Annotated in this window: 16 protein-coding genes; 8 read left to right on the top strand and 8 right to left on the bottom strand. The window is 48.6% G+C overall.

The features are described 5' to 3' along the window. Positions 1 to 15: 15 nt before the first annotated feature. Positions 16 to 2,019, top strand: a complete 2,004-nt coding sequence (gene mnmC, locus VP504_RS15850) for a bifunctional tRNA (5-methylaminomethyl-2-thiouridine)(34)-methyltransferase MnmD/FAD-dependent 5-carboxymethylaminomethyl-2-thiouridine(34) oxidoreductase MnmC (RefSeq protein WP_325892012.1) — start codon at positions 16 to 18, stop codon at positions 2,017 to 2,019. 64 nt (positions 2,020 to 2,083) lie between these two features. On the opposite strand, the gene VP504_RS15845 is transcribed toward mnmC, so the two are convergent. Both VP504_RS15845 and VP504_RS15840 read right to left on the bottom strand, forming a co-directional pair. Next, the gene (locus VP504_RS15845; RefSeq protein ID WP_062704679.1) at positions 2,084 to 2,350 is read right to left on the bottom strand and encodes a YfcL family protein; all 267 of its coding nucleotides are present in this window, start codon (positions 2,348 to 2,350) and stop codon (positions 2,084 to 2,086) included. Between the two features lie 9 nt (positions 2,351 to 2,359). Continuing rightward, a complete protein-coding gene (locus VP504_RS15840; RefSeq protein ID WP_062704677.1) occupies positions 2,360 to 2,884 on the bottom strand; it encodes an elongation factor P hydroxylase in 525 nt (174 codons plus the stop codon). A gap of 224 nt (positions 2,885 to 3,108) precedes the next feature. Between VP504_RS15840 and VP504_RS15835 the strand changes: the two genes are divergently transcribed. Then, positions 3,109 to 3,753 carry a trimeric intracellular cation channel family protein gene (locus VP504_RS15835; RefSeq protein WP_325892011.1) on the top strand — a complete coding sequence of 215 codons (645 nt, stop codon included), beginning with the start codon at positions 3,109 to 3,111 and terminating at the stop codon, positions 3,751 to 3,753. A 115-nt stretch (positions 3,754 to 3,868) separates the two neighbouring features. Here VP504_RS15835 and aroC read toward each other — a convergent pair whose 3' ends face one another. Beyond that, positions 3,869 to 4,954 (bottom strand): chorismate synthase, encoded by a 1,086-nt coding sequence (gene aroC / locus VP504_RS15830; protein WP_062704673.1) that lies wholly within the window; start codon positions 4,952 to 4,954, stop codon positions 3,869 to 3,871. A gap of 220 nt (positions 4,955 to 5,174) precedes the next feature. Next, positions 5,175 to 6,107 (bottom strand): 50S ribosomal protein L3 N(5)-glutamine methyltransferase, encoded by a 933-nt coding sequence (gene prmB / locus VP504_RS15825; protein ID WP_325892010.1) that lies wholly within the window; start codon positions 6,105 to 6,107, stop codon positions 5,175 to 5,177. 109 nt (positions 6,108 to 6,216) lie between these two features. On the opposite strand from prmB, the gene smrB reads away from it, so the two are divergent. After that, complete coding sequence (gene smrB / locus VP504_RS15820) at positions 6,217 to 6,750, top strand: endonuclease SmrB (protein ID WP_002537807.1); 534 nt, start codon at positions 6,217 to 6,219, stop codon at positions 6,748 to 6,750. Positions 6,751 to 6,827: 77 nt separating this feature from the next. Here smrB and sixA read toward each other — a convergent pair whose 3' ends face one another. After that, on the bottom strand, positions 6,828 to 7,322 hold the full coding sequence (sixA, locus tag VP504_RS15815; protein WP_325892009.1) for a phosphohistidine phosphatase SixA: 495 nt from the start codon (positions 7,320 to 7,322) through the stop codon (positions 6,828 to 6,830). A 151-nt stretch (positions 7,323 to 7,473) separates the two neighbouring features. Between sixA and VP504_RS15810 the strand changes: the two genes are divergently transcribed. Further along, the gene (locus VP504_RS15810; protein WP_325892008.1) at positions 7,474 to 10,251 is read left to right on the top strand and encodes an insulinase family protein; all 2,778 of its coding nucleotides are present in this window, start codon (positions 7,474 to 7,476) and stop codon (positions 10,249 to 10,251) included. 87 nt (positions 10,252 to 10,338) lie between these two features. On the opposite strand, the gene fadJ is transcribed toward VP504_RS15810, so the two are convergent. Both fadJ and fadI read right to left on the bottom strand, forming a co-directional pair. Beyond that, positions 10,339 to 12,459 (bottom strand): fatty acid oxidation complex subunit alpha FadJ, encoded by a 2,121-nt coding sequence (gene fadJ / locus VP504_RS15805; RefSeq protein ID WP_325892007.1) that lies wholly within the window; start codon positions 12,457 to 12,459, stop codon positions 10,339 to 10,341. Next, positions 12,459 to 13,769, bottom strand: a complete 1,311-nt coding sequence (fadI, locus tag VP504_RS15800) for an acetyl-CoA C-acyltransferase FadI (RefSeq protein WP_325892005.1) — start codon at positions 13,767 to 13,769, stop codon at positions 12,459 to 12,461. The genes fadJ and fadI overlap by 1 nt, the downstream gene beginning before the upstream one ends. Before the next feature lie 1,024 nt (positions 13,770 to 14,793). Here fadI and VP504_RS15795 point away from each other — a divergent pair. From VP504_RS15795 to VP504_RS15780, 4 genes are all read left to right on the top strand, one after another. Then, positions 14,794 to 15,363, top strand: coding sequence for a sigma-70 family RNA polymerase sigma factor (locus VP504_RS15795; RefSeq protein ID WP_325892004.1), 570 nt, complete (start codon positions 14,794 to 14,796; stop codon positions 15,361 to 15,363). Continuing rightward, on the top strand, positions 15,356 to 16,081 hold the full coding sequence (locus tag VP504_RS15790) for a DUF3379 family protein (protein ID WP_325892003.1): 726 nt from the start codon (positions 15,356 to 15,358) through the stop codon (positions 16,079 to 16,081). Before VP504_RS15795 ends, VP504_RS15790 begins: the two co-directional genes overlap by 8 nt. Before the next feature lie 208 nt (positions 16,082 to 16,289). Beyond that, positions 16,290 to 17,567: an outer membrane protein transport protein gene (locus tag VP504_RS15785; RefSeq protein WP_325892002.1), complete on the top strand. Its 1,278-nt coding sequence runs from the start codon at positions 16,290 to 16,292 to the stop codon at positions 17,565 to 17,567. A gap of 321 nt (positions 17,568 to 17,888) precedes the next feature. Continuing rightward, on the top strand, positions 17,889 to 19,202 hold the full coding sequence (locus tag VP504_RS15780; RefSeq protein WP_325892001.1) for an outer membrane protein transport protein: 1,314 nt from the start codon (positions 17,889 to 17,891) through the stop codon (positions 19,200 to 19,202). Between the two features lie 63 nt (positions 19,203 to 19,265). On the opposite strand, the gene VP504_RS15775 is transcribed toward VP504_RS15780, so the two are convergent. Continuing rightward, the gene (locus tag VP504_RS15775; RefSeq protein WP_325892000.1) at positions 19,266 to 20,054 is read right to left on the bottom strand and encodes an MlaA family lipoprotein; all 789 of its coding nucleotides are present in this window, start codon (positions 20,052 to 20,054) and stop codon (positions 19,266 to 19,268) included. Positions 20,055 to 20,070: the final 16 nt, after the last annotated feature.

Here is a 20,070-nt window from a genome sequence, read left to right as displayed (position 1 = left end):
ATTAAGGTAAGGCTTGTGACCCAAACCCGTATTGAACACGCCCAAATCCATTGGAATGACGCCGGAACACCGGTCTCTGACAACTTTGACGATGTTTACTTTTCCAATGCCAATGGTCTGGAAGAAACGCGCTACGTGTTCCTGCAGCAAAACCAGCTACCAAACCGCTGGGATACCTTTTCACATGACCGATTCGTGATTGCGGAAACCGGGTTTGGTACAGGCCTTAACTTCCTGGCTGTGTGGCAGTGGTTTGCCCAATTCCGAAAGGAAAACCCTGAGGCTCAAGTCAACCAGCTTCATTTCATCAGCTTTGAGAAGTTCCCGGTCTCCGTCACTGATTTAGAAAAAGCCCACGCAGCCTGGCCAGAGTTGGCGGATTTCGCCGAAGCACTGCGCAAACACTACCCAGCAGCGGTTTCTGGCTGCCACCGTTTGCTACTGGCAGATGGCATGATCACGCTGGACTTGTGGTTCGGCGACATCAAAGACTGTATGCCACAAGTGTGGACGTCTGATGACGGTATTGTGGATTGCTGGTTTTTGGACGGCTTTGCACCCAGCAAGAACCCTGAAATGTGGAGTCAGACGCTATTTGACGGCATGGCAAGACTGGCCAAACAAGACTGTACCGTCGCCACTTTCACTGCAGCTGGCTTTGTGCGTCGCGGCTTAATTGACGCAGGCTTTGAAATGAAAAAAGCCAAGGGCTATGGCACCAAACGCGACATGATTGTCGGCACCATGGTCGAACGTAACCAGCAACGCCAACAGGCTCCTTGGTATAAACGTACTGCACCACAAAATAGCAATGACATTGCGATTATTGGTGGCGGTGTGGCGAGCGCCACCTTGGCACTGTCACTGGTACGTCGTGGAAAATCAGTCACCCTTTATTGCGAACATGACAAGCCTGGACTTGCCGCATCTGGCAACCGACAAGGCGCGGTGTATCCACTTCTAAATGGCAGTGACGATGCCCTTTCTCGCTTCTTTGCGCCGGCATTTTTGTTCTCCCGTCAGTTTATTGAACAGGCAGCAGAAACGGTTTCGTTTAATCACGATTTGTGTGGCGTTACCCAATTAGGGTGGGATGAAAAAAGCACGGACAAATTGGCGAAGATGCTGACAGGTGGTTTTCCGGAATCTCTTATCCACGGCATCACTAGAGAAGACGCCGAGTCACTGACTGGCATTGAAACCGGGCACGGCGGTGTCACCTATCCTCTCGGCGGTTGGTTGTGTCCTCAGCAGTTAACTCAGGGCTTGATAGCCAACGCTGAGGAAACTGGCCTGTTGACCTGTCATTACAGTACCGAAGTGACGAAAGCCAGTCATCAGAACGGGGCGTGGATACTGACTGCAAACCAAAGCGAACGGACTCACGATACCGTGGTTGTCGCTAACGGCCATAAGTTCACCCAGTTTGAGCAAACCGCCCCCATTCCGGCCTATGCGGTTCGTGGTCAGGTCTCCCACATTAATACCACGCCCGCGTTGAAGCAGCTTAAAACCGTGTTGTGTTATGACGGCTACCTGACGCCGGCCAACCCAAAAAATGACACTCACTGCATCGGCGCCAGCTACAGCCGGAATGATACTTCCATGGACTTCCGCATGGACGATCAGGCTGACAACAAGCAGCGCCTGGTCGATTGCATTCCTGCTGAATGGCCAAAAGAGATTGATACTGACCATGGTGGTGGTCGTGTAGGTATTCGCTGTGCCAGCCGCGATCATTTGCCGTATGTCGGTGATGTCTGCGACTTTGAAGCTTTGAAAACCGTATACAGTGATTTACGTGATAAGAAAGACAATACCGAAGATGTGCCGGTTTACCCAAACCTTTACAGCCTGTTGGCACTCGGTTCGCGCGGTTTAACCTCTGCCCCCATCCTCGGTGAACTTCTGGCTTCACAGCTTTGTGGCGACCCACTCCCCATGCCGGTTGATGTGCTTAATGCCTTGCATCCGGGACGAATGTGGGTAAGAAAACTGCTCAAGGGTAAAGCTCTTTAGTAGAGAAAGATAATTCAAACAAAGAAGGCGCCGATTGGCGCCTTCTTCTTATCTGGTTGCGTATTTAACCTGCCTGCTGTTGCAGCGATGCCCAAAGGTTACCCACCAGCACTTGATCGGAAGGGTTCAGCTCGTTTGAGTTCTCTTTCAGGCTTTCGTCAACACGTACCTTCAGCGCAGATACCTCTTCGATACCGTCCTGCTCACAATCTGCGGCCGCCAGCGAGACATGACCACGCAGATAACCGCTGGCAAACAACTCATCATCAGAGGCGGTGTCTACCATGGCATCAATCAGGTCGAGGATTTTCTCTTCGTATTCTTGGATCATTTTTAGCTCTCAGGAAAAGTCTGCTGGCGTTAAAGGAGGACGATTATAAAACGTTCGAAGGGCGTCTGAATAGGTTTTGGCGCGCGTAGGCATGCCGTTTTTCAGATATTTCATCACTTGTTCACGCACTTTTGCGGTAAATACCGGGCGGTCAGGTTCAAAAGAACCGTTTAGATTGTCGCAACTTACCTGAAAGCGAAAGCCACAACTGGCCGACAGAATCCACTCTACCGCCTGAGGTTTGATTTCTACCTTTTCAAACTCGGCTTGCGTCTGCTCATCGCGTCCATCCGGTAGATACCAGTAGCCAAAGTCTTCCAACAAACGGCGTTCAGGCCCGGCAATGCACCAGTGCGACACTTCATGAAGCGCAGAGGCATAAAAACCACGGGCGAAGATGATTCTGTGGTGTGGGTTGTCATCATCCGCAGGCAGATAAATCGGCTCATCGCCGCCCAGCAGCAATTCTGTGTTGAAAGAATCAATAAAAGTCTGATTAAAGACAGAAATAAGGTCGTTGTAATCGTGTTGCATGGCGCGAATTGTAATAATGAAGTTACAGCAAATTCAGTTAAGCGGGCATTTTACCTGCCAAAGCCCCTATTGTCGCAGCAAAAAGCGCCGTTTTAGGCCAATTCCACCAGCAAAAGCATGAATTCAATTCATGGTTGACCTCACAACCTTTCATTGGATTGAGAGATGGATCACAACTATGATTACGCGAAATTATCCCACTCAAATGCAAGTTACTGAATATCATGTTGTTGTCCACGTTATACATCGTTGGAATTACCGCTGAAGCCATGACAGGCGCACTGGCGGCTGGCCGCAGGAATATGGACTGGTTTGGCGTCATGCTGGTCGCTGCCTGCACAGCCATTGGCGGCGGTACCGTGCGTGATATTTTGCTCGGTCACTACCCGCTTAGTTGGGTCGCTAACCCGCATTATCTGGTGATTGTTTGCGTTGCCGGTATCGTGACGACCTGGATGGCATCTTGGGTGGCTCGCAATCACAAGCTTTTCGTCTGGCTGGACTCACTCGGTCTGATTGCTTTCAGCATTATCGGTTGTCGCGTGGGCATGGATATGGGGCTGTCGCCACTGATTTGTGTGGTGTCCGCGCTGGTCACTGGCATCTTTGGTGGCCTGTTGCGTGACTTGCTGTGTCGCCGTCAGCCAATGGTGCTGCATAAAGAGCTTTATGCCTCTGTCGCTTTCTTAGCCGGCGCTATGTATTGGGCACTGATGACATACGGAAACCAGTTTGGCATTGATGAGAACATCGCGACCATTTCTACGCTGGTGACAGGCTTTGTCTTCCGTATGTCAGCGGTGAAGTTTGGCTGGAGCCTGCCGGTGTTTAGTTTTGAATCGGAAGAAGCTTTAGAGCATAGGTCCTAGGGAAAAGATTGCATAAGAAAGATAACAAAAAGGGCTGATGGTGCTAAACCATCAGCCCTTTTTCAAATCTTTGATTTTACAAGAACCTTCTTTCCCAGCCCCTAGGATCTTTCATTTAAATCTTCGGCGTATTGGTATGCACTCCTGCATTCTGTGCGCGGTGACGCAGCAGGTGGTCCATCAATACAATCGCCACCATGGCCTCTGCAATTGGCACTGCGCGGATGCCAACACATGGGTCATGACGACCTTTGGTAATCACATCGACGGTTTCACCATCTACGTTGATGGTTTCACCCGGTACCGTGATGCTTGAAGTTGGCTTCAGCGCAAGGTGCGCAACGATATCCTGACCTGATGAAATACCACCAAGGATGCCACCAGCGTGGTTGGATTTAAAACCTTCCGGCGTCAGTTCATCACGGTGCTCACTGCCGCGCTGGTTGACGACATCAAACCCATCGCCCACTTCCACACCTTTCACAGCATTGATCCCCATCAGGGCGTAAGCAACGTCTGCGTCTAAACGATCGAAAACTGGCTCGCCCAGACCAACAGGCACGTTATTCGCGACCACAGTCAGTTTGGCACCGATAGAATCGCCTTCTTTTTTCAGCGCACGGATCAGTTCATCCAAGGCTTCAAGTTTTGATTCATCCGGGCAGAAGAATGGGTTTTGCTCAACTTGCTCCCAGTCGACCTTGTCGATGGTCACATCACCCATTTGAGAAAGGTAACAACGGACTTCAATACCAAACTCTTGCTTGAGGTATTTCTTCGCAATCGCACCCGCAGCAACACGCATCGCCGTTTCACGTGCTGAAGAGCGGCCACCACCACGGTAATCGCGGTGTCCATATTTTTGATGGTAGGTGTAGTCGGCATGGCCCGGACGGAAGCGGTCAGCAATTTTAGAGTAATCCTGTGAGCGCTGGTCGGTATTTTCGATAACCAGGCCAATCGAAGTCCCTGTCGTTTTACCTTCGAAAACGCCAGAAAGGAACTTCACTTCATCCGGTTCGCGACGTTGAGTCGTGTATTTTGAGGTACCCGGACGACGACGGTCCAGATCGACCTGTAAATCTGCTTCTGAAATTTCAAGTCCCGGTGGGCAACCGTCAACAATGCAGCCCAACGCCAATCCATGACTTTCACCAAAAGTGGTGACCCGAAAAACCTGACCTATTGAATTGCCTGCCATTACTTCCTCTGTTTCTCTCCGGTCGACGTATCACAACCGCATTAGCATGCACCTAATGAAACATAACCGCGATTGAGAAGCAAAAGCTTTTTTTATGTACAGGTGGAAACTCCCTGTAATACTGGGCTGGTTTCAAGAAATGAGGCAAAACCGGAAAGAGAGATATAAAAAAGGCCGAAATCTATAATTTCGGCCTTTTTCTTAGGGGCAAAGACAACAATTAGTCTTTATAGATAGAAAATTCGTCGGCAACACTGACCAGATCCTGATAGGTCATCAGGAAGACACCGTGGCCGCCATTTTCAAACTCCAGCCAAGTCAGTGGCAGGTGCGGATACTGTTCCTGAACGTGAACCATGGAGTTACCTACTTCACAGATCAGAATGCCTTGCTCAGTCAGGTAATCCGGTGCATTAGCAATGATGCGGCGCATCAGTTTCAGGCCATCGGTCCCTGCAGCCAGACCCAACTCTGGCTCGTGACGGAATTCATCCGGCAGCGAGTTCATGTCTTCCTCATCCACGTATGGTGGGTTGGAGACAATCAGGTCATATTTATCTTTTGGCAGATCGCGGAACAAATCTGAGCGGATAGGGAAAACCTGCTGCTCCAGGCCATGTTCCTGAATGTTCATCTCTGCCACTTCCAACGCATCGGTAGAAATGTCCACCAGATCTACTTCAGCGTCAGGGAACGCGTAGGCACACGCAATACCAATGCAGCCACTGCCGGTGCACAGATCCATGATACGGTTTGGCTCGACTTCCAGCATTGGGCTGAACTGATTCTGGATCAGCTCACCGATTGGTGAACGTGGTACCAGCACACGCTCATCCACGTAGAATTCCAAATCGCAGAAGTACGCTTTGTTTGTCAGGTAAGCCACTGGCGTGCGCTCGTTGATACGACGGACCACACGTTCAACAATACGGTGACGTTCACTGGTGGTCAGACGCGCAGTTTGCGTTTCTGCAGGCACATCGATTGGCAGATAAAGTGTCGGCAGTACCAGTTGTACCGCTTCGTCCCATGCATTGTCCGTTCCGTGACCGTAATAAATTCCTGCTGCATTAAAGCAACTTACCGTCCAACGTAGCATGTCTTGCAGCGTACGCAGCTCGTTGACGACTTCATCAACAATAATTCTATCCAAAATGGCCTCCAGTAGCCTCAACACATCACCGTCAGGGCGATTCCAACAGGAAAGCAGACATTGTTCTTATTTTAAGTAAAATGCAGCTAACAGAATTTGGAAATGACTTATGAGTAAGAAATCCCCGATCCCAGAAGATGACGACATGTCATTGTTCCGCGATGCGGTGAAAGGCGTTAAAAAACTGCAGCAGGATACCATAAACCCGCCAAGACGCCAGACAACTGAGCAAGCACGCAAGAAGCAGACAGAGTCCGCTGCGCGCGACCACACCTTTTATTTCTCAGACGAGTTTGAACCGCTGCTGAAAGAAGATGGGCCAACTCAATATGCGCGCACAGGTGTCTCCAAATACGAAGTAAAAAGACTTCGCCGCGGTGTTTACGTGCCGGATATGTTCCTGGACCTACACGGCATGACGCAACTGGAAGCTAAGCGAGAGTTAGGCGCACTGATTGCAGCATGTATAAAAGAAGGGATCAGTTGTGCCTGCGTCATGCACGGTATTGGCAAACACATACTGAAACAGAAGACGCCACTTTGGTTGGCGCAGCACCCTGACGTATTGGCATTCCATCAGGCGCCACTCGAATTTGGTGGTGATGGCGCTTTACTGGTGCTGATTGAAATCCCAGAGAAATAGCCTGAAGTACAGATGAAAAAAACGCCCTTTGTTGGGCGTTTTTTTATGTCTGCTTAAAGCTGTTTTCGACCTGGCCGTCAGGATGCGTAACCCATCACTTGCGAAGGACTTTTCATCCACAGCACTTCACTCTGTTCTGTTTCCGGATTGTATTCAATACAGGATATCGAAGATGTCGGGAACATCGGCGGCTGTATATCAGCCTCAAACTCTGCCGTGAGATAACCCACCAGCGGTAGATGAGAAACCAAAAAAATCGACGCCGGATTATCAACCGATACCAAAGCGCGTAGGTAAGAGGCGACATGCTCACTGTCTCCATACGGCGTGATACCATCTTCTGTCAGGACGTTCTTCGCCTCAGGCAGAACAGCAGCACATGCAGACCAGGTCTGTTGTGCACGCAAATAAGGACTCACCAACACCAGATCCAGTTTTCCCTCTGGCAGCTCTTGTGCCAGCCAACGTGCCATTTCAACCGATTGCTGCTCACCACGCTCGGTCAGAGGTCGTTCTTCATCACTGGCGGCAAAGGTGTGTGCTTCACCGTGGCGCATAATATAAATTCGCATATCACAACAGCTGATTTTGAGTATTCTTCAATATGCTACCAGTCAATTCTTTAATCTGGAACGACTGATCGCACAGATGTTTGCCTCAATGTACTTACGTGGTCATAATTAAGACCTTGCTACTACCTGCCACTACCCATAAAGGTGCTCTGTGCAAATCAGTCCCAACGATCATCGTAGCTACCGCCTTATCACCCTAGTCAACAATCTGAGGGTGCTTCTGGTAGAAGATGAGCAAGCTCCGCGTAGTGCTGCTGCATTAACCGTGAATGTAGGACACTTTTGCGATCCTGCTGACCGAGAGGGTTTAGCACACTTTCTTGAGCACATGCTGTTTCTCGGTACAGAAAAATATCCTGATGTCGGTGAGTTCCAGTCCTTTATCAGCCGTCATGGCGGCAATAACAACGCCTGGACAGGAACCGAGAATACCACCTTTTTCTTCGATATCCGCCACGACTATTTCGAAGAAGCGCTGGATCGCTTTGGCCAGTTTTTCTCTGCCCCATTATTCAATGCTGACGCCGTCGACAAAGAACGCAATGCGGTTGACTCTGAATATCGCCTAAAGCTGCAGGACGATGTTCGCCGGATTTATCAGGTACAGAAAGAGACCATTAATCCAGCCCACCCTTTTTCAAAGTTCTCTGTCGGCAGCCTCGATACCCTTGCCGATCGTGAAGGAAGCTCAGTGCGTGATGAGCTGATTACCTTTTACAAGACCCATTACAGTGCCAACCTGATGGCAGCCTCCATTACTGGTCCATTCAGGCTGGACGATTTGGAAACGCTGGCAAACCAAACATTCAGTGATATTCCAAACCTTGACCTGACACCATTTGTACCAGACGTCCCGTTTGTAGATAAAGCTCAGTTGCAGCAGTTTGTCAGTATCGAGCCGCTCAAAGATGTTCGTAAGCTGACTCTGGCATTTTCGATGCCAGCTACCGATGAACATTACAAAATCAAGCCACTCTCCTACATTGCCCATCTTCTCGGTTATGAAGGCGCTGGTAGTGTGATGTCTTTGCTCAAGGCCAAGGGGCTCATCAATAATCTGTCCGCAGGTGGCGGCATCAGCGGTTCAAATTTCCGCGAGTTTTCAGTCAGTGTCAGTCTAACTGAGGCGGGTCTGACTAAGATTGACGATATCGTGACTTACATTTTTCAGGCCATTGGTCTTATCCGCGAGCAGGGTCTCGATGAATGGCGTTATAAAGAAAAACGTGCGGTGCAAGAAATGGCATTTCGCTATCAGGAGCCAGCGCGCCCTATCGACACCGTGAGTCATATGGTGCTCAACATGCAGCACTATCAAGATGATGATGTGCTGTATGGTGACTACATTATGCAGGAATATGACGAAGCATTGATACGCCAGATGCTTGGCTACCTGACGCCCGATCATCTTCGCCTGACGCTGATTGCCAAAGACGGCAATTATGATCGCACGGCAAATTGGTACGACACACCTTACAGCATTAAACCTTTTAGTGAAGCACAACTCGAAAAGTGGTGTGCAGCACACATATCCCCTGCACTGGCTTTGCCAGAGTCAAACCCCTTTATCAGCTATGAACTCGACCCTGCAGAACTTGAAGCACCAGAACAAAAGCTGCCTGAGATGATTCAGGAGTTACCGGGCTTTCGTTTATGGCACTTGCAAGATACTGATTTCCGCGTGCCAAAAGGCGTGGTTTACGTCGCGATAGACAGCCCTCATTCGGTACAATCGGTTGGGAATATCGTCAAGACCCGCGTCAGTGTTGAGATGCTGATGGAGTCGATTAATGAGACAGCCTACCCCGCCGAAGTCGCTGGACTGAATTACAACCTCTACGCCCACCAAGGTGGCGTGACTTTGAAGCTCAGCGGCTTCAATGAAAAACTGCCGCTGCTGATGGATTTGGTGTTGGATAGATTTGCCAAGCGCGATTTCAAACCGGAGCGCTTTGAAATCATCAAAACCCAGTTGCTACGCAGTTGGAAAAACGCGACTCAAAACAAAGCCATTAACCGCTTGTACAATACCATGACTGGCATTTTGCAACCGAACAATCCAACGTATGAAGAGCTCATCGAAGCGTTGGAACCACTGCAGGTGACAGAGCTACCGGAATTTGTGCATCGCGTGATGTCGGAACTGCACGTTGAGATGTTTGTTTACGGTAATTGGCAGAAGCAGCAAACACTGGATTTAGCTGAACCTGTAAAAAATGCCCTTCGCGTACACAACCAACGTTATCAGGAATCCACCCGACCGCTGGTTCTTTTGAACGGTGCTGGCAGTGCTTCATATCATCTGGAGTGTGACAGTCAAGATTCGGCCGTGTTGGTCTACTACCAAAGCCAAGGCACTGAACCTCAGGATGTAGCCTTGTATACTTTTGCTCAGCATTTGATGTCTGCAATATTTTTCAACGAGCTACGTACCAAGCAACAACTTGGCTATATGGTGGGCTCTGGCAATATGCCAATGAACCGGCACCCAGGTTTGATTTTCTACGTGCAGTCGCCGCTAGCTGGCCCTGCGAAGTTGATGGAAGCAATAGATGACTTCCTTAACGCCTTCTTTATGGTGTTGCTTGAGCTCAGCGAAGCGCAATGGCAAGCCAGTAAACAGGGGTTACTTGGACAGATAGAAGAACCGGATGCCAACCTGCGTGCCCGTGGACAGCGTCTGTGGATCAGTATTGGAAACAAAGATGCTGAATTTACCCAGCGCCAGAGTGTTGCTGCCTCCATCTGTGATATGGATCGAGCAGATATGGTGAAGTTTGTGGTTGAGAAATTGAAACCACGTACGTCAGATCGTCTAATCATGCACAGTTGCGGCAGTGCTCACCCTGATGAATGCAGCCTTGAAGGCACAAAGGAAATCGACTCTGTCACAGCGTTTCGTCGCAATCGCACAGAGCGGATTAACTAAGGTCTGTTGAACTTTGTGGATGGATTTTCCATGCTTCAAATATAAAAACTCCCCGGACAAGCCGGGGATTTTTTGTTTAAGGCTTTATTAGTGGAATGTCTTCCCTTCCGCCGCCATGGCTTTAAGCCGTTCACACGGTGCAAATCGCTCTCCGTATTTGGCTTCATGCTGTTCCAGCATTTCCACTAGGCGTTTAATACCAATATGGTCCATATAGCGGAATGGACCGCCAAGGAATGGCGGGAATCCAATACCGAACACGGCACCAATATCGCCATCACGCGCTGATTTCACCACGCCTTCATCCAGACATTGTGCCGCTTCATTCAACATCATCAGCACGCAACGGATGGCCAGTTCATGTGATGAAAGCTGACTTTTGAGCTCGACGCCCAGCAGGGTGTATACACGCTTGTCGACTTCTTTCTTCTTGCCTTTGTAAACGAAGAAGCCTTTACCACTCTTACGACCTTTACGTCCATCGTTTAGCATCACATCGAACACATCCGGTGCACGGAATCGCTCACCCAATTCGTTCAACAGGATTGGGCTGATCTTCGCGCCAATGTCGATACCCACTTCATCCAGCAGTGTCACTGGGCCAACAGGGAAACCGAAATCCAACAGCGCATTGTCAATGTGCTCAACTGACTCACCGGACAACAAAGTCCTCGCTGCTTCATTCATGTAAGGCGCGAGAATACGGTTTACATAGAATCCCGCTTTGTCTGCCACCACAATCGGCGTTTTACCTTGTTTCTTGGCGAGCTTCACCACTGTCGCGACTGAAACTTCAGACGTTCCAGCATGTGGGATGACTTCTACCAGTGGCATTTTATCGACCGGCGAGAAGTAGTGCAGACCCACAATATTTTCAGGACGCTTTGCACCCTCTGCGATTTGATGGATTGGCAGTGAAGAAGTGTTGGTGGCGAAGACAGTATCTTCACTCAGATTCTCTTCCACCTCGGCAACCATTCGATGTTTTAGCGTGAGATCTTCAAAGACCGCTTCGACAACCACATTGTTGCGATTCATACCTGAATAGTCAGTCGTACCGCTAATGCAATCCATCTGCTTTTGCATTTCTGCTTTGGAGATAATCCGGCGCTTGCGCTTTTTATCCAGCAGTTTGTAGCTGTAAGCCATGGCATTAAGGATGCCATCATTACTGACATCTTTGACTCGAACAGGCGTATTCGCTTTTGTGGCAGAAACGTTGGCTATACCTGCGCCCATCAAGCCACCACCCAATACGGTCACCCCTTTCACTGTGCGAGGCTCAGCGTCTGCGCCAGTTTCTTTTTTCATTGCAGTGGTGGCAAAGAAAATACTGCGTAGTGCGGCAGATTCTGACGACATCACTAGCTCACCAAAGCGTTTTGCTTCCATTGCCAGACCTTTCTCGACGCCTTTGTCCAAGCCGTGTTTGATAACTTCCAAAATAGCTTCAGTAGCAGGATAATTCCCACGTGTTTTCTCTCGGGTTTTCTTTGCTGCCTGATCGAACACAACAGAACGACCGAGCACATTTCCGCCCATCGCCCAATCCTGCCAGTTACCTTTGCGCTTTGGTTTACTCTTCAGCGCCAATTCTTCAGCAACACGGAGCAGAACAGACTGGGGAACCACATCATCGACCACACCCATTTTCTTCGCTTTCTTCGCGCGGAGTTGCTTGCCAGTCAGCATCATATCAAGAGCCCCCGGCACACCGATAAGCCTAGGTAGACGCTGTGTACCACCGGAGCCCGGCAACAGGCCAAGCTGAACCTCCGGCAAACCTAAGCGGGTTTTGTCATCATCGCTCGCCACACGGCTATGACAAGCGAGAGCAAGTTCCAAACCACCACCCAATGCAGGGCCATGGATTGCAGCAACAACATGGAATGGCAGTTTCTCAACGCGGGAGAAGAGCTTCTGGCCATGCTCTGCAATCATCTGCGCATCTTCTGCGGTCTTGCAGGCATCCAACATGCGAACGTCAGCACCGGCGACAAAGTTATCTGGCTTAGCAGAATGCAGCACCAGACCTTTGATATCACTTTTGCTTTCGAGCTCGCTCAGAATCGCACTGATTTCATCAACAGAGGTTGCTTGTAGGGTATTCATGCTTTCGCCCGGGACATCAATACTCAGCCAAGCGATACCATTTTCGCCATAGTGAAGCGAAAAGGCACTATTTGTAGGGGTTGTTTGTTCCGTCATTATTCTGCCTCCAAGATCATCGCTGCACCCAGACCACCTGCTGCACAAGCAGTATTCAATGCCAAACCACCGCCACGGCGGCGAAGTTCATTCAGAGTTTGGGTGATCATGCGCGCACCGGTTGCGGCAAATGGATGGCCGTAAGCAATCGAGCCTCCCAGTACATTGAACTTATCCATATCGATTTCGCCAATAGCCTGGCTACGACCCAGCTTCTGTTCAGCAAAGCTTTTGGACGCAAACATTTTTACGTTAGCCAACGTCTGCGCGGCAAACGCTTCATGCATATCAATCAGAGTGAGATCAGACAACGTAATGCCAGCGCGATCCAATGCGATTGGTGTGGAGTAGGACGGCCCCATCAACATATCTTGCTCAACCTGGATCGCCGAAAACGCGTAAGAGCGAATGTAACCCAGTGGCGTTAGGCCAAGTTCTTTGGCGCGGCCTTCACGCACAAGCATTACTGCCGCTGCGCCGTCGGTCAGAGGTGTACTGTTCGCTGCAGTCACAGAGCCGTGCTTGCGATCAAAGGCAGGACGTAGCTTGGCGTAGCCTTCTACCGTAGAGTCTTCTCGGACATTGTTGTCTTTATCAATCCACTGACGATAAGGTTCCGGGAAAGCAGTCATCACTTCGTCGCGGACCAATCCATCCGCCCACGCTTTAGCTGCGAGAGAATGCGAGCGATGCGCCAACGCATCTTGTTCCTCACGGGTGATGCCGTGGCTCTTTGCCATTTGCTCAGCGGTTTGTCCCATGCTGAGGCCCGTCGAATACTCTGCTACAGCAGGTGGAACTGGTGCCAAGTCTTTCAGGGAAAGTGTGCTCAGGAGTTTTAAGCGTTTGCTCATCGTCTTGGCTTTGCTCAGCGCCAGCAGAGTCGCTGCCATGTGCTTAGAGACACCAATTGGCAACACGGAAGAGGAATCTGCACCACCAGCAATACCGATATCGACAGCACCAGCCATGATACTTTCGGTGACATTAACCACAGATTGGAAACTGGTCGCGCAAGCGCGGCTGACACTGTAAGCATCAGTGTGAACATTCATACCCGTGCCAAGCACTATTTCACGTGCGATGTTCGGCGCTTCCGGCATTTGAACAACCTGTCCAAAAACCAGTTGGTCGATAAGCTTAGGGTCGATATCGGCACGGCTTAGCATTTCGCTAACAACCATCTTGCCTAGATCAACAGCAGGCACATCCGCATAAGCGGTGGATTGTCGTGCAAACGGGGTACGCAACCCCGCGACGACTGCGATACGTTCACCCTGACGCGTGGTCAGATTCTGGGGAGAGTTCATTGCCGCTCCTTGAAATTATTAGAGGTCAGACCAGAAGAGTGTAACTAATTTGTTATCAGATTAAAACGTGCGTTTTAATTAAATATGCCAAGCAAACATAGACCGTTACGACATTTTTGAAAATAAAAACTGAGCGAGAAGCAAAGCTGGAGAGTGAATAGGGGCTGTTGACCTTTGGTGATGATTTTTGCAGCAGTTTGTGGGGATTTTGTGCAAGGCAAAGGCTTCGATGTGTAGCTGGCCTACATGAGAAGCTGATAACGCAGCAGAAATTCCCCACAAGCGCTGCCCGAAGGGTTCGACTGCGCGTCCCGTACTCTAAGCGTTTTATGCTTTGTTGAGGTGTGTTTGCCTAGAATCACTAGGCGGCACACACCTCGCCGCGCCTAAAACGCTTATAGCGAGAACAAAATTTAACCACCAAAGGTCAACAGCCCCTAGAAACGAAAAGCAAAAAAAAACCACACCCATTAGGTGTGGCAACGTATGTGGAAAGCAATCACGTATTAAATCAATTAACGTAAAGCCAATTGCAAATCAGGTCATAGACCTGAGGAGAAAGTAAAGTCAGCCTTCAAAAAGGAAGTTTGTCATCTTGCTCAACACAGTTTCATGCAACAGATTCGGTAAACCAACGAAGTCTGTAACACGTCACCAGATGACAGTGCCTACTATACCCACGCCATAGGAAGCGATTTTGAAGCAGATCAATTTTTTGTTTGATTAGTCATCGATGGTGTCAAAGAGCACCGTAAGTCGTGAAAGTCTGCGAGCCACATTCATTAAAAATGCACCTTATTGAATATTTCCACTTATTGGAAAAGTGTCAAAAACACTACACTCTTCCTCTAATCGCTTAAATCCAAAACAATTTATCTTCTACAAAGGTGTACCTTAGTTCTTAACATGGTTAACTCTTGGTCAAATCAGCACTACTATAAGACCTGAACAGCCAACCTTCTTAAAGTCAGATCATTGCCCAAGTCAATTTGAATCTAAAATCCAAAGTAATCAGGATGATAGAATGGTTTTAAAAGTTTTTGGAAATAAAAAGTCAGAATCCCAGGTCTCTAGTGATATGGAAAAACAGAGACGATACGAAGCGCTCGTGAGAGCCTGGCATAGAGACCTATACCGTTATGCCTACTGGTTGACGAAAGACCAGCATGTAGCGGAAGATCTGGTGCAGGAAACCTGCCTACGTGCATGGCGCTCACTTGATAGCCTTCAGGATGATAATGCTGCCAAAGCTTGGCTGATCACCATTCTTAGGCGGGAAAATGCACGTCGATTCGAGCGTAAACAGCTAGAATTGGTAGATATTGATGACCATCAGGTCGCAGACGATGCGCGCCCAAGTGAAGAAGCCTCGGTAGAACAGCAATGGCTTCACAAGCAGATCATGCGTCTGTCACCAGAATATAGAGAGCCCTTGGTGTTGCAGGTTGTCGCCGGATTTAGTGGCGAAGAGATTGCAGAGATCTTGGACCTAAACAAAAATACCGTGATGACGCGTTTGTTCAGAGCGAGAAACCAATTGAAAGAGTTCATGGACAACCAAACTTCAGGCCAGCGAGGTGCGCTAAATGGATGAACTCGAATTCCGTCGACGCCTTCTTGCAGACCCTCAGGACAAAGATCCTGAGATTCTGGCCGCTAAATCTGAATCGCCAGCCAACCAAAAACTGGCGTCAGAATTGGACCAACTAGATGCATTGTTGGATCAAACCCTGCGCGTGGAAGTGCCGGATGATTTGGTTGATAAAGTGCTATTTAAGCAAAGCAGCGACGCAGCAAGAGAAGCGAGAAAGCCTCGCTTCCATTTAGCTATTGCTGCGTCTGTCGCTTTTGCATTTGGCATTATGCTCGGTCAGTTTAACTGGCAAGCACTCCCTGTATTACCCGGACAAGCGAGCCTGGGACAAATTGCCCTCGAGCACTATTACCATGAAAAAGACTTCACCAGTGATGTATTTGAGGGCGCTACTCTAACTCAGGTGAATGCCAAACTGGCACCGTTGGGTAAAGCTTATAATGGTCAACTGCCTGGTGAAGTGTCTTACATCAATCACTGTAGCTTTGATGATAAGCACGCTGTGCATATGGTCATTCAAGGTAAAGATGGTGAAGACTTTACTGTGTTTGTCGTACCTCAGCAATCTCCAGCGATGGAAAGCTACAGCGATGGCAATATGGAAGCGGTCTCTTTACCTGCAGCGAATAACAGTAGTGTGATTGTTGTTGGCAAAGAGGGCTCTGACATTATGCCTGTTGCTGAACAGCTCAAGCTGCATCTCAACCAAAAAGCGTGATACAAACAATTACATTTATTCAGGGAGCTTATGCTCCCTTTTTTTCTAAAAAATAACAGACACCTAGTAACTTATGACACGGTTACCAAACAATGTGTGATAACTGGTCAGATTTCCAATTCGCTACCTTCACAATAGAATCCGCGCTGCTTAAAAATAAGCATAAAACACCAGAAGAATTATAAACTTAATCGGATTAATTCAAACCATGAATAAGAAGCGTCTGTTTATCCGCTCAGCAGTGGCAATGGCTGTTGCAGCGAGTTCTACGTCAGCACTGGCTGCTGGCTTCCAGCTAAATGCTCAATCAGCAACCGGTATTGGCCGCGCTTTTGCCGGTGATGCAGTTATTGCTGATAACGCGGCAGTTATGGCTCGTAACCCTGCAGCTATGGCTCTGTTCGATGAGAAAGCATTCTCTATCGGTTTTGAGACCATCACTACTGATATCACAGTCAGCGATGCAACCTACAGCAATGCTGCAACTGGTTATCAACCTCAACCGCTCCCTGACACTGATGATGTAGGCGGCACTTCCGTTGCACCAAACATACACTTCATTATGCCTCTCAGCGAAAAGTTTGCTGTTGGTATCAATGCCTACTCGAACTTCGGTACTAAAACTGAATTCTCAAATGACTATGCGGCGACTGAATACGGCGGTTTGACCGACGTGAAAAGCTTTAACCTAGGTCTTGCTGGTTCATACCGTGTGAACGACCACTGGAGCTTTGGTGCAGGTCTCGATATCATTTACGGCCAAGGCACAATGAAAAGAGAACCAAGTGCTCAGCTTGGTGCTGTTATTACATCACAGGTTCCACAAGCTGCTGGCTTGCCTCTACTAGACGTAGATGGTGCAGATGGTTTCGCGGTTGGCTTTAACGTGGGTACTGTATACGAGCTGGATGCAAACAACCGCTTTGGTTTTGCTTACCGTTATAGCCCTGAATTTGAAGCCGAAGATGATAAAGGCCAGAAGATTACGCTTCCACTGCCTGATATCGCTGAATTCTCTGGCTTCCATAAAATTGAAGACACCAAATTCGCTGTTCACTACAGCGTACAATACATTGGCTGGGGTTCATTTGACGAGATCAAATTCTCTAACCTTCAGGGAAGTGTTCTTAGTGGTGACTACAACAAACCTTACGGTTGGCAGGATGGCTGGCACTACAGCATCGGCGGTACCTACTACCTGAACAATGATTGGACATTGCGTGCCGGTTACATGTATGACATCAGTGCACAGGACGATATTACATCGATTTCAGTACCAGACTCTGACCGTCAGTGGTTCTCGGCAGGTTTGACATATAACCTTGACCAAAGCTCAACCATCGACTTCGGCTTTACTTACCTGATGGGTGAAGAAGTGTCTGTATCTGAAAGTACAGAATTTAATGGCATCACGGTGTCTTCTATCACCGCAACAACCCAAGCAAATGCGATTCTGATGGGTCTGCAGTACAGCCGCAGCTTCTAATTGAATGAGAACACAGTGACTAAAGGGGGAGCAGTCGCTCCCCTTTTTGTTCGCTCAAATAAAGCCTAAAGCGAGCAACTATAGTAAAACCCTGGCTTTTCAGCGTACAAGAGTACGCTTAACTAGCATTAATGATTAACACGTGTTCGCCGAAACTCAGCGTACACTTGTTCCAATGCATTCAAATTCAAGCATCTATCCCTACCAAAGTATGTGTTTGCAAAATATATATCTAAAAACTCTTCGTAATCATTGTCCAAATTGCATATTGGATTTTGGTCAGTAACCTGTACCGACCACAATAATCAAGTAAATACTCTAATGAACAAGAACAAATACCTTCCGCTGGCGATTGCTGCAGCACTCGGCTCTCTTTCTTCCACGTCTGCTATGGCGGCTGGCTTCCAACTGGCAGAGTATTCCGCGACAGGTCTTGGTCGCGCCTATGCGGGTGAAGCAGCAATGGCAGACAACGCCTCTACACAGTTCCGCAACCCAGCAATGATGACTTATCTGGAAGGTACCCAAGTTTCTACCGGCCTGATCTACGTTGACCCAAATGTTGATGTCGAAGGGACTAACACTAGCCTCACCAGCAACAAAACAACCACGTCTTCAAAAGACTTTGCCGATTCAGCGTTTATTCCAAACTTCTATTTCTCTCATCAATTGAACGGGAAGGTTTATCTGGGTCTGGCACTGAGCTCGAACTTCGGCATGCATACTAAGCTGGATGACACTTTTAAAGGCACCCAGTTTGGTAATGAAGCGTCAGTCATGACCATGGAAATCAATCCAAACATTGCATACAAGATTAACGACCAGTTCTCTGTAGGTGCGGGTGTTCGCTATGTGATGGGCGAAGGAAGCATCGGAGCAAAAAGCTCTGCAGATATCAAAAACCCACTTAATGGCAATGTCATCGTACCTACTGGTACTACGCTAAAATACATGGAAGGTGATGATACTGCTTGGGGTTGGCAAGCTGGCGCAGCTTGGCAGATCAATGAAGACAACCGTTTAGGCTTTAACTATCGCTCTGAAGTAAATCTGGACCTGGAAGGCCATGCGACCGGCTTGGCATTTGGTACAACTACTGCACAATTACCTGGCAGTATGGAATTGACTCTGCCAGCAACTGCAGAGATCGCAAGCTTCCACCAACTGACCGACACAGTTGCAGTACACGCCAGCATCAACTGGACTGACTGGAGTACCTTCGAAAAGCTGGAAGCAAATATCCCTTCCCTTTCTCAGCCAAACCAACTGGTTAAGCAAGAGAACTGGAAAGATAACTATCGCTTTGCTGTTGGTGCCACTTATCAGCTGAATACGAAAACCCAGCTTCGTTCTGGCGTTGCTTATGATACAGCAGCGGTCGATGACGCTAACCGCACCATTACAATTCCAGAAACTGATCGTCTGTGGTTCAGCTTGGGCACGGGTTACCACTACTCAGACAACCTAACACTGGATGCAGGTTTCACGTACATCTTTGCAAAAGACGCGGATGTAAAAGAGCCACGAGAAGGCATCAGTTCTGACCTAACCTCCGTACCTTTCGGTGGCACCTTCGAAGGCCAAACCTCTGGTAACGTATGGCTGGCTGGTGTTCAGGCGACTTACCGCTTCTAATTGCTGAGTAGATATTAGATACAAAAATGCCACTCAATCGAGTGGCATTTCTTTGTTAATTTCTTAGTAATCGTCGATTTCGTCGAGCAAATCGTCATCCAGATAACTGTCATCAGGCTCTGCCAAGTCTGCTGCTTTTCCACCGCGAGCCTTAAACTCTTTGTTCTGAAGGTAGGCATCTCGTGCGAAAGCATAAGGGTCAGGCGAATTAATCAACAAACTTTCCTGTTGAACCAGCGCAGCCCTGTCTTCCATCCCTTCAAACAGCCATTTAAGAATAGATTGTGGGAGCGTTAGCAATGACAGTGGCGGATATAAGCCATCGACAACATCCCCTGCCCCTTCCCTTAAAGTGATAGGACCATAGACGGGGAACATAAAGTAGGGGCCTTGCCCAACGTCGTAATAACCCATCGCATCGCCAAATTGGCGGTCAGAAATTTTTGGAAGATTGGCTGCCGAAGCGATATCAATTAAACCACCAAGACCAAACACGGTATTTAGCCAAAACCGGTTAAAGTGAGTGAGAGCGGCTTCGCCATCAAGCATCACAATGCTGTTAACCATGCTTGCGGGCTCTTCAAGGTTACTGAGGAAGTTAGATATACCCGTTCGCGTCCAGCTCGGTACATAGTTGACGTAAGCCAACGACACAGGTTTCGCTACATAAGGGTCGAGGTAGTCGTAGTTAACAGTCCACATCGCTCGGTTGAAGCCTTCAAAAGGATCATTGGGATGAGAAATGTCGAATTCAGCATTGGTTTCAGCGTCAGCCTGTGAGTCTTCCGGGGATTGGGCACAACCACTCAGTAACACCAGCACACCAACTGCCAGAACAAGTTGTTTCCACATTGTTATAATTTGTCCT

Origin of the sequence: Grimontia sp. NTOU-MAR1 (assembly GCF_035758505.1) — a bacterium.
In the GTDB taxonomy this organism is placed as follows: domain Bacteria; phylum Pseudomonadota; class Gammaproteobacteria; order Enterobacterales; family Vibrionaceae; genus Enterovibrio; species Enterovibrio marinus.
This window is presented reverse-complemented; position numbering and strand designations above follow the sequence as displayed.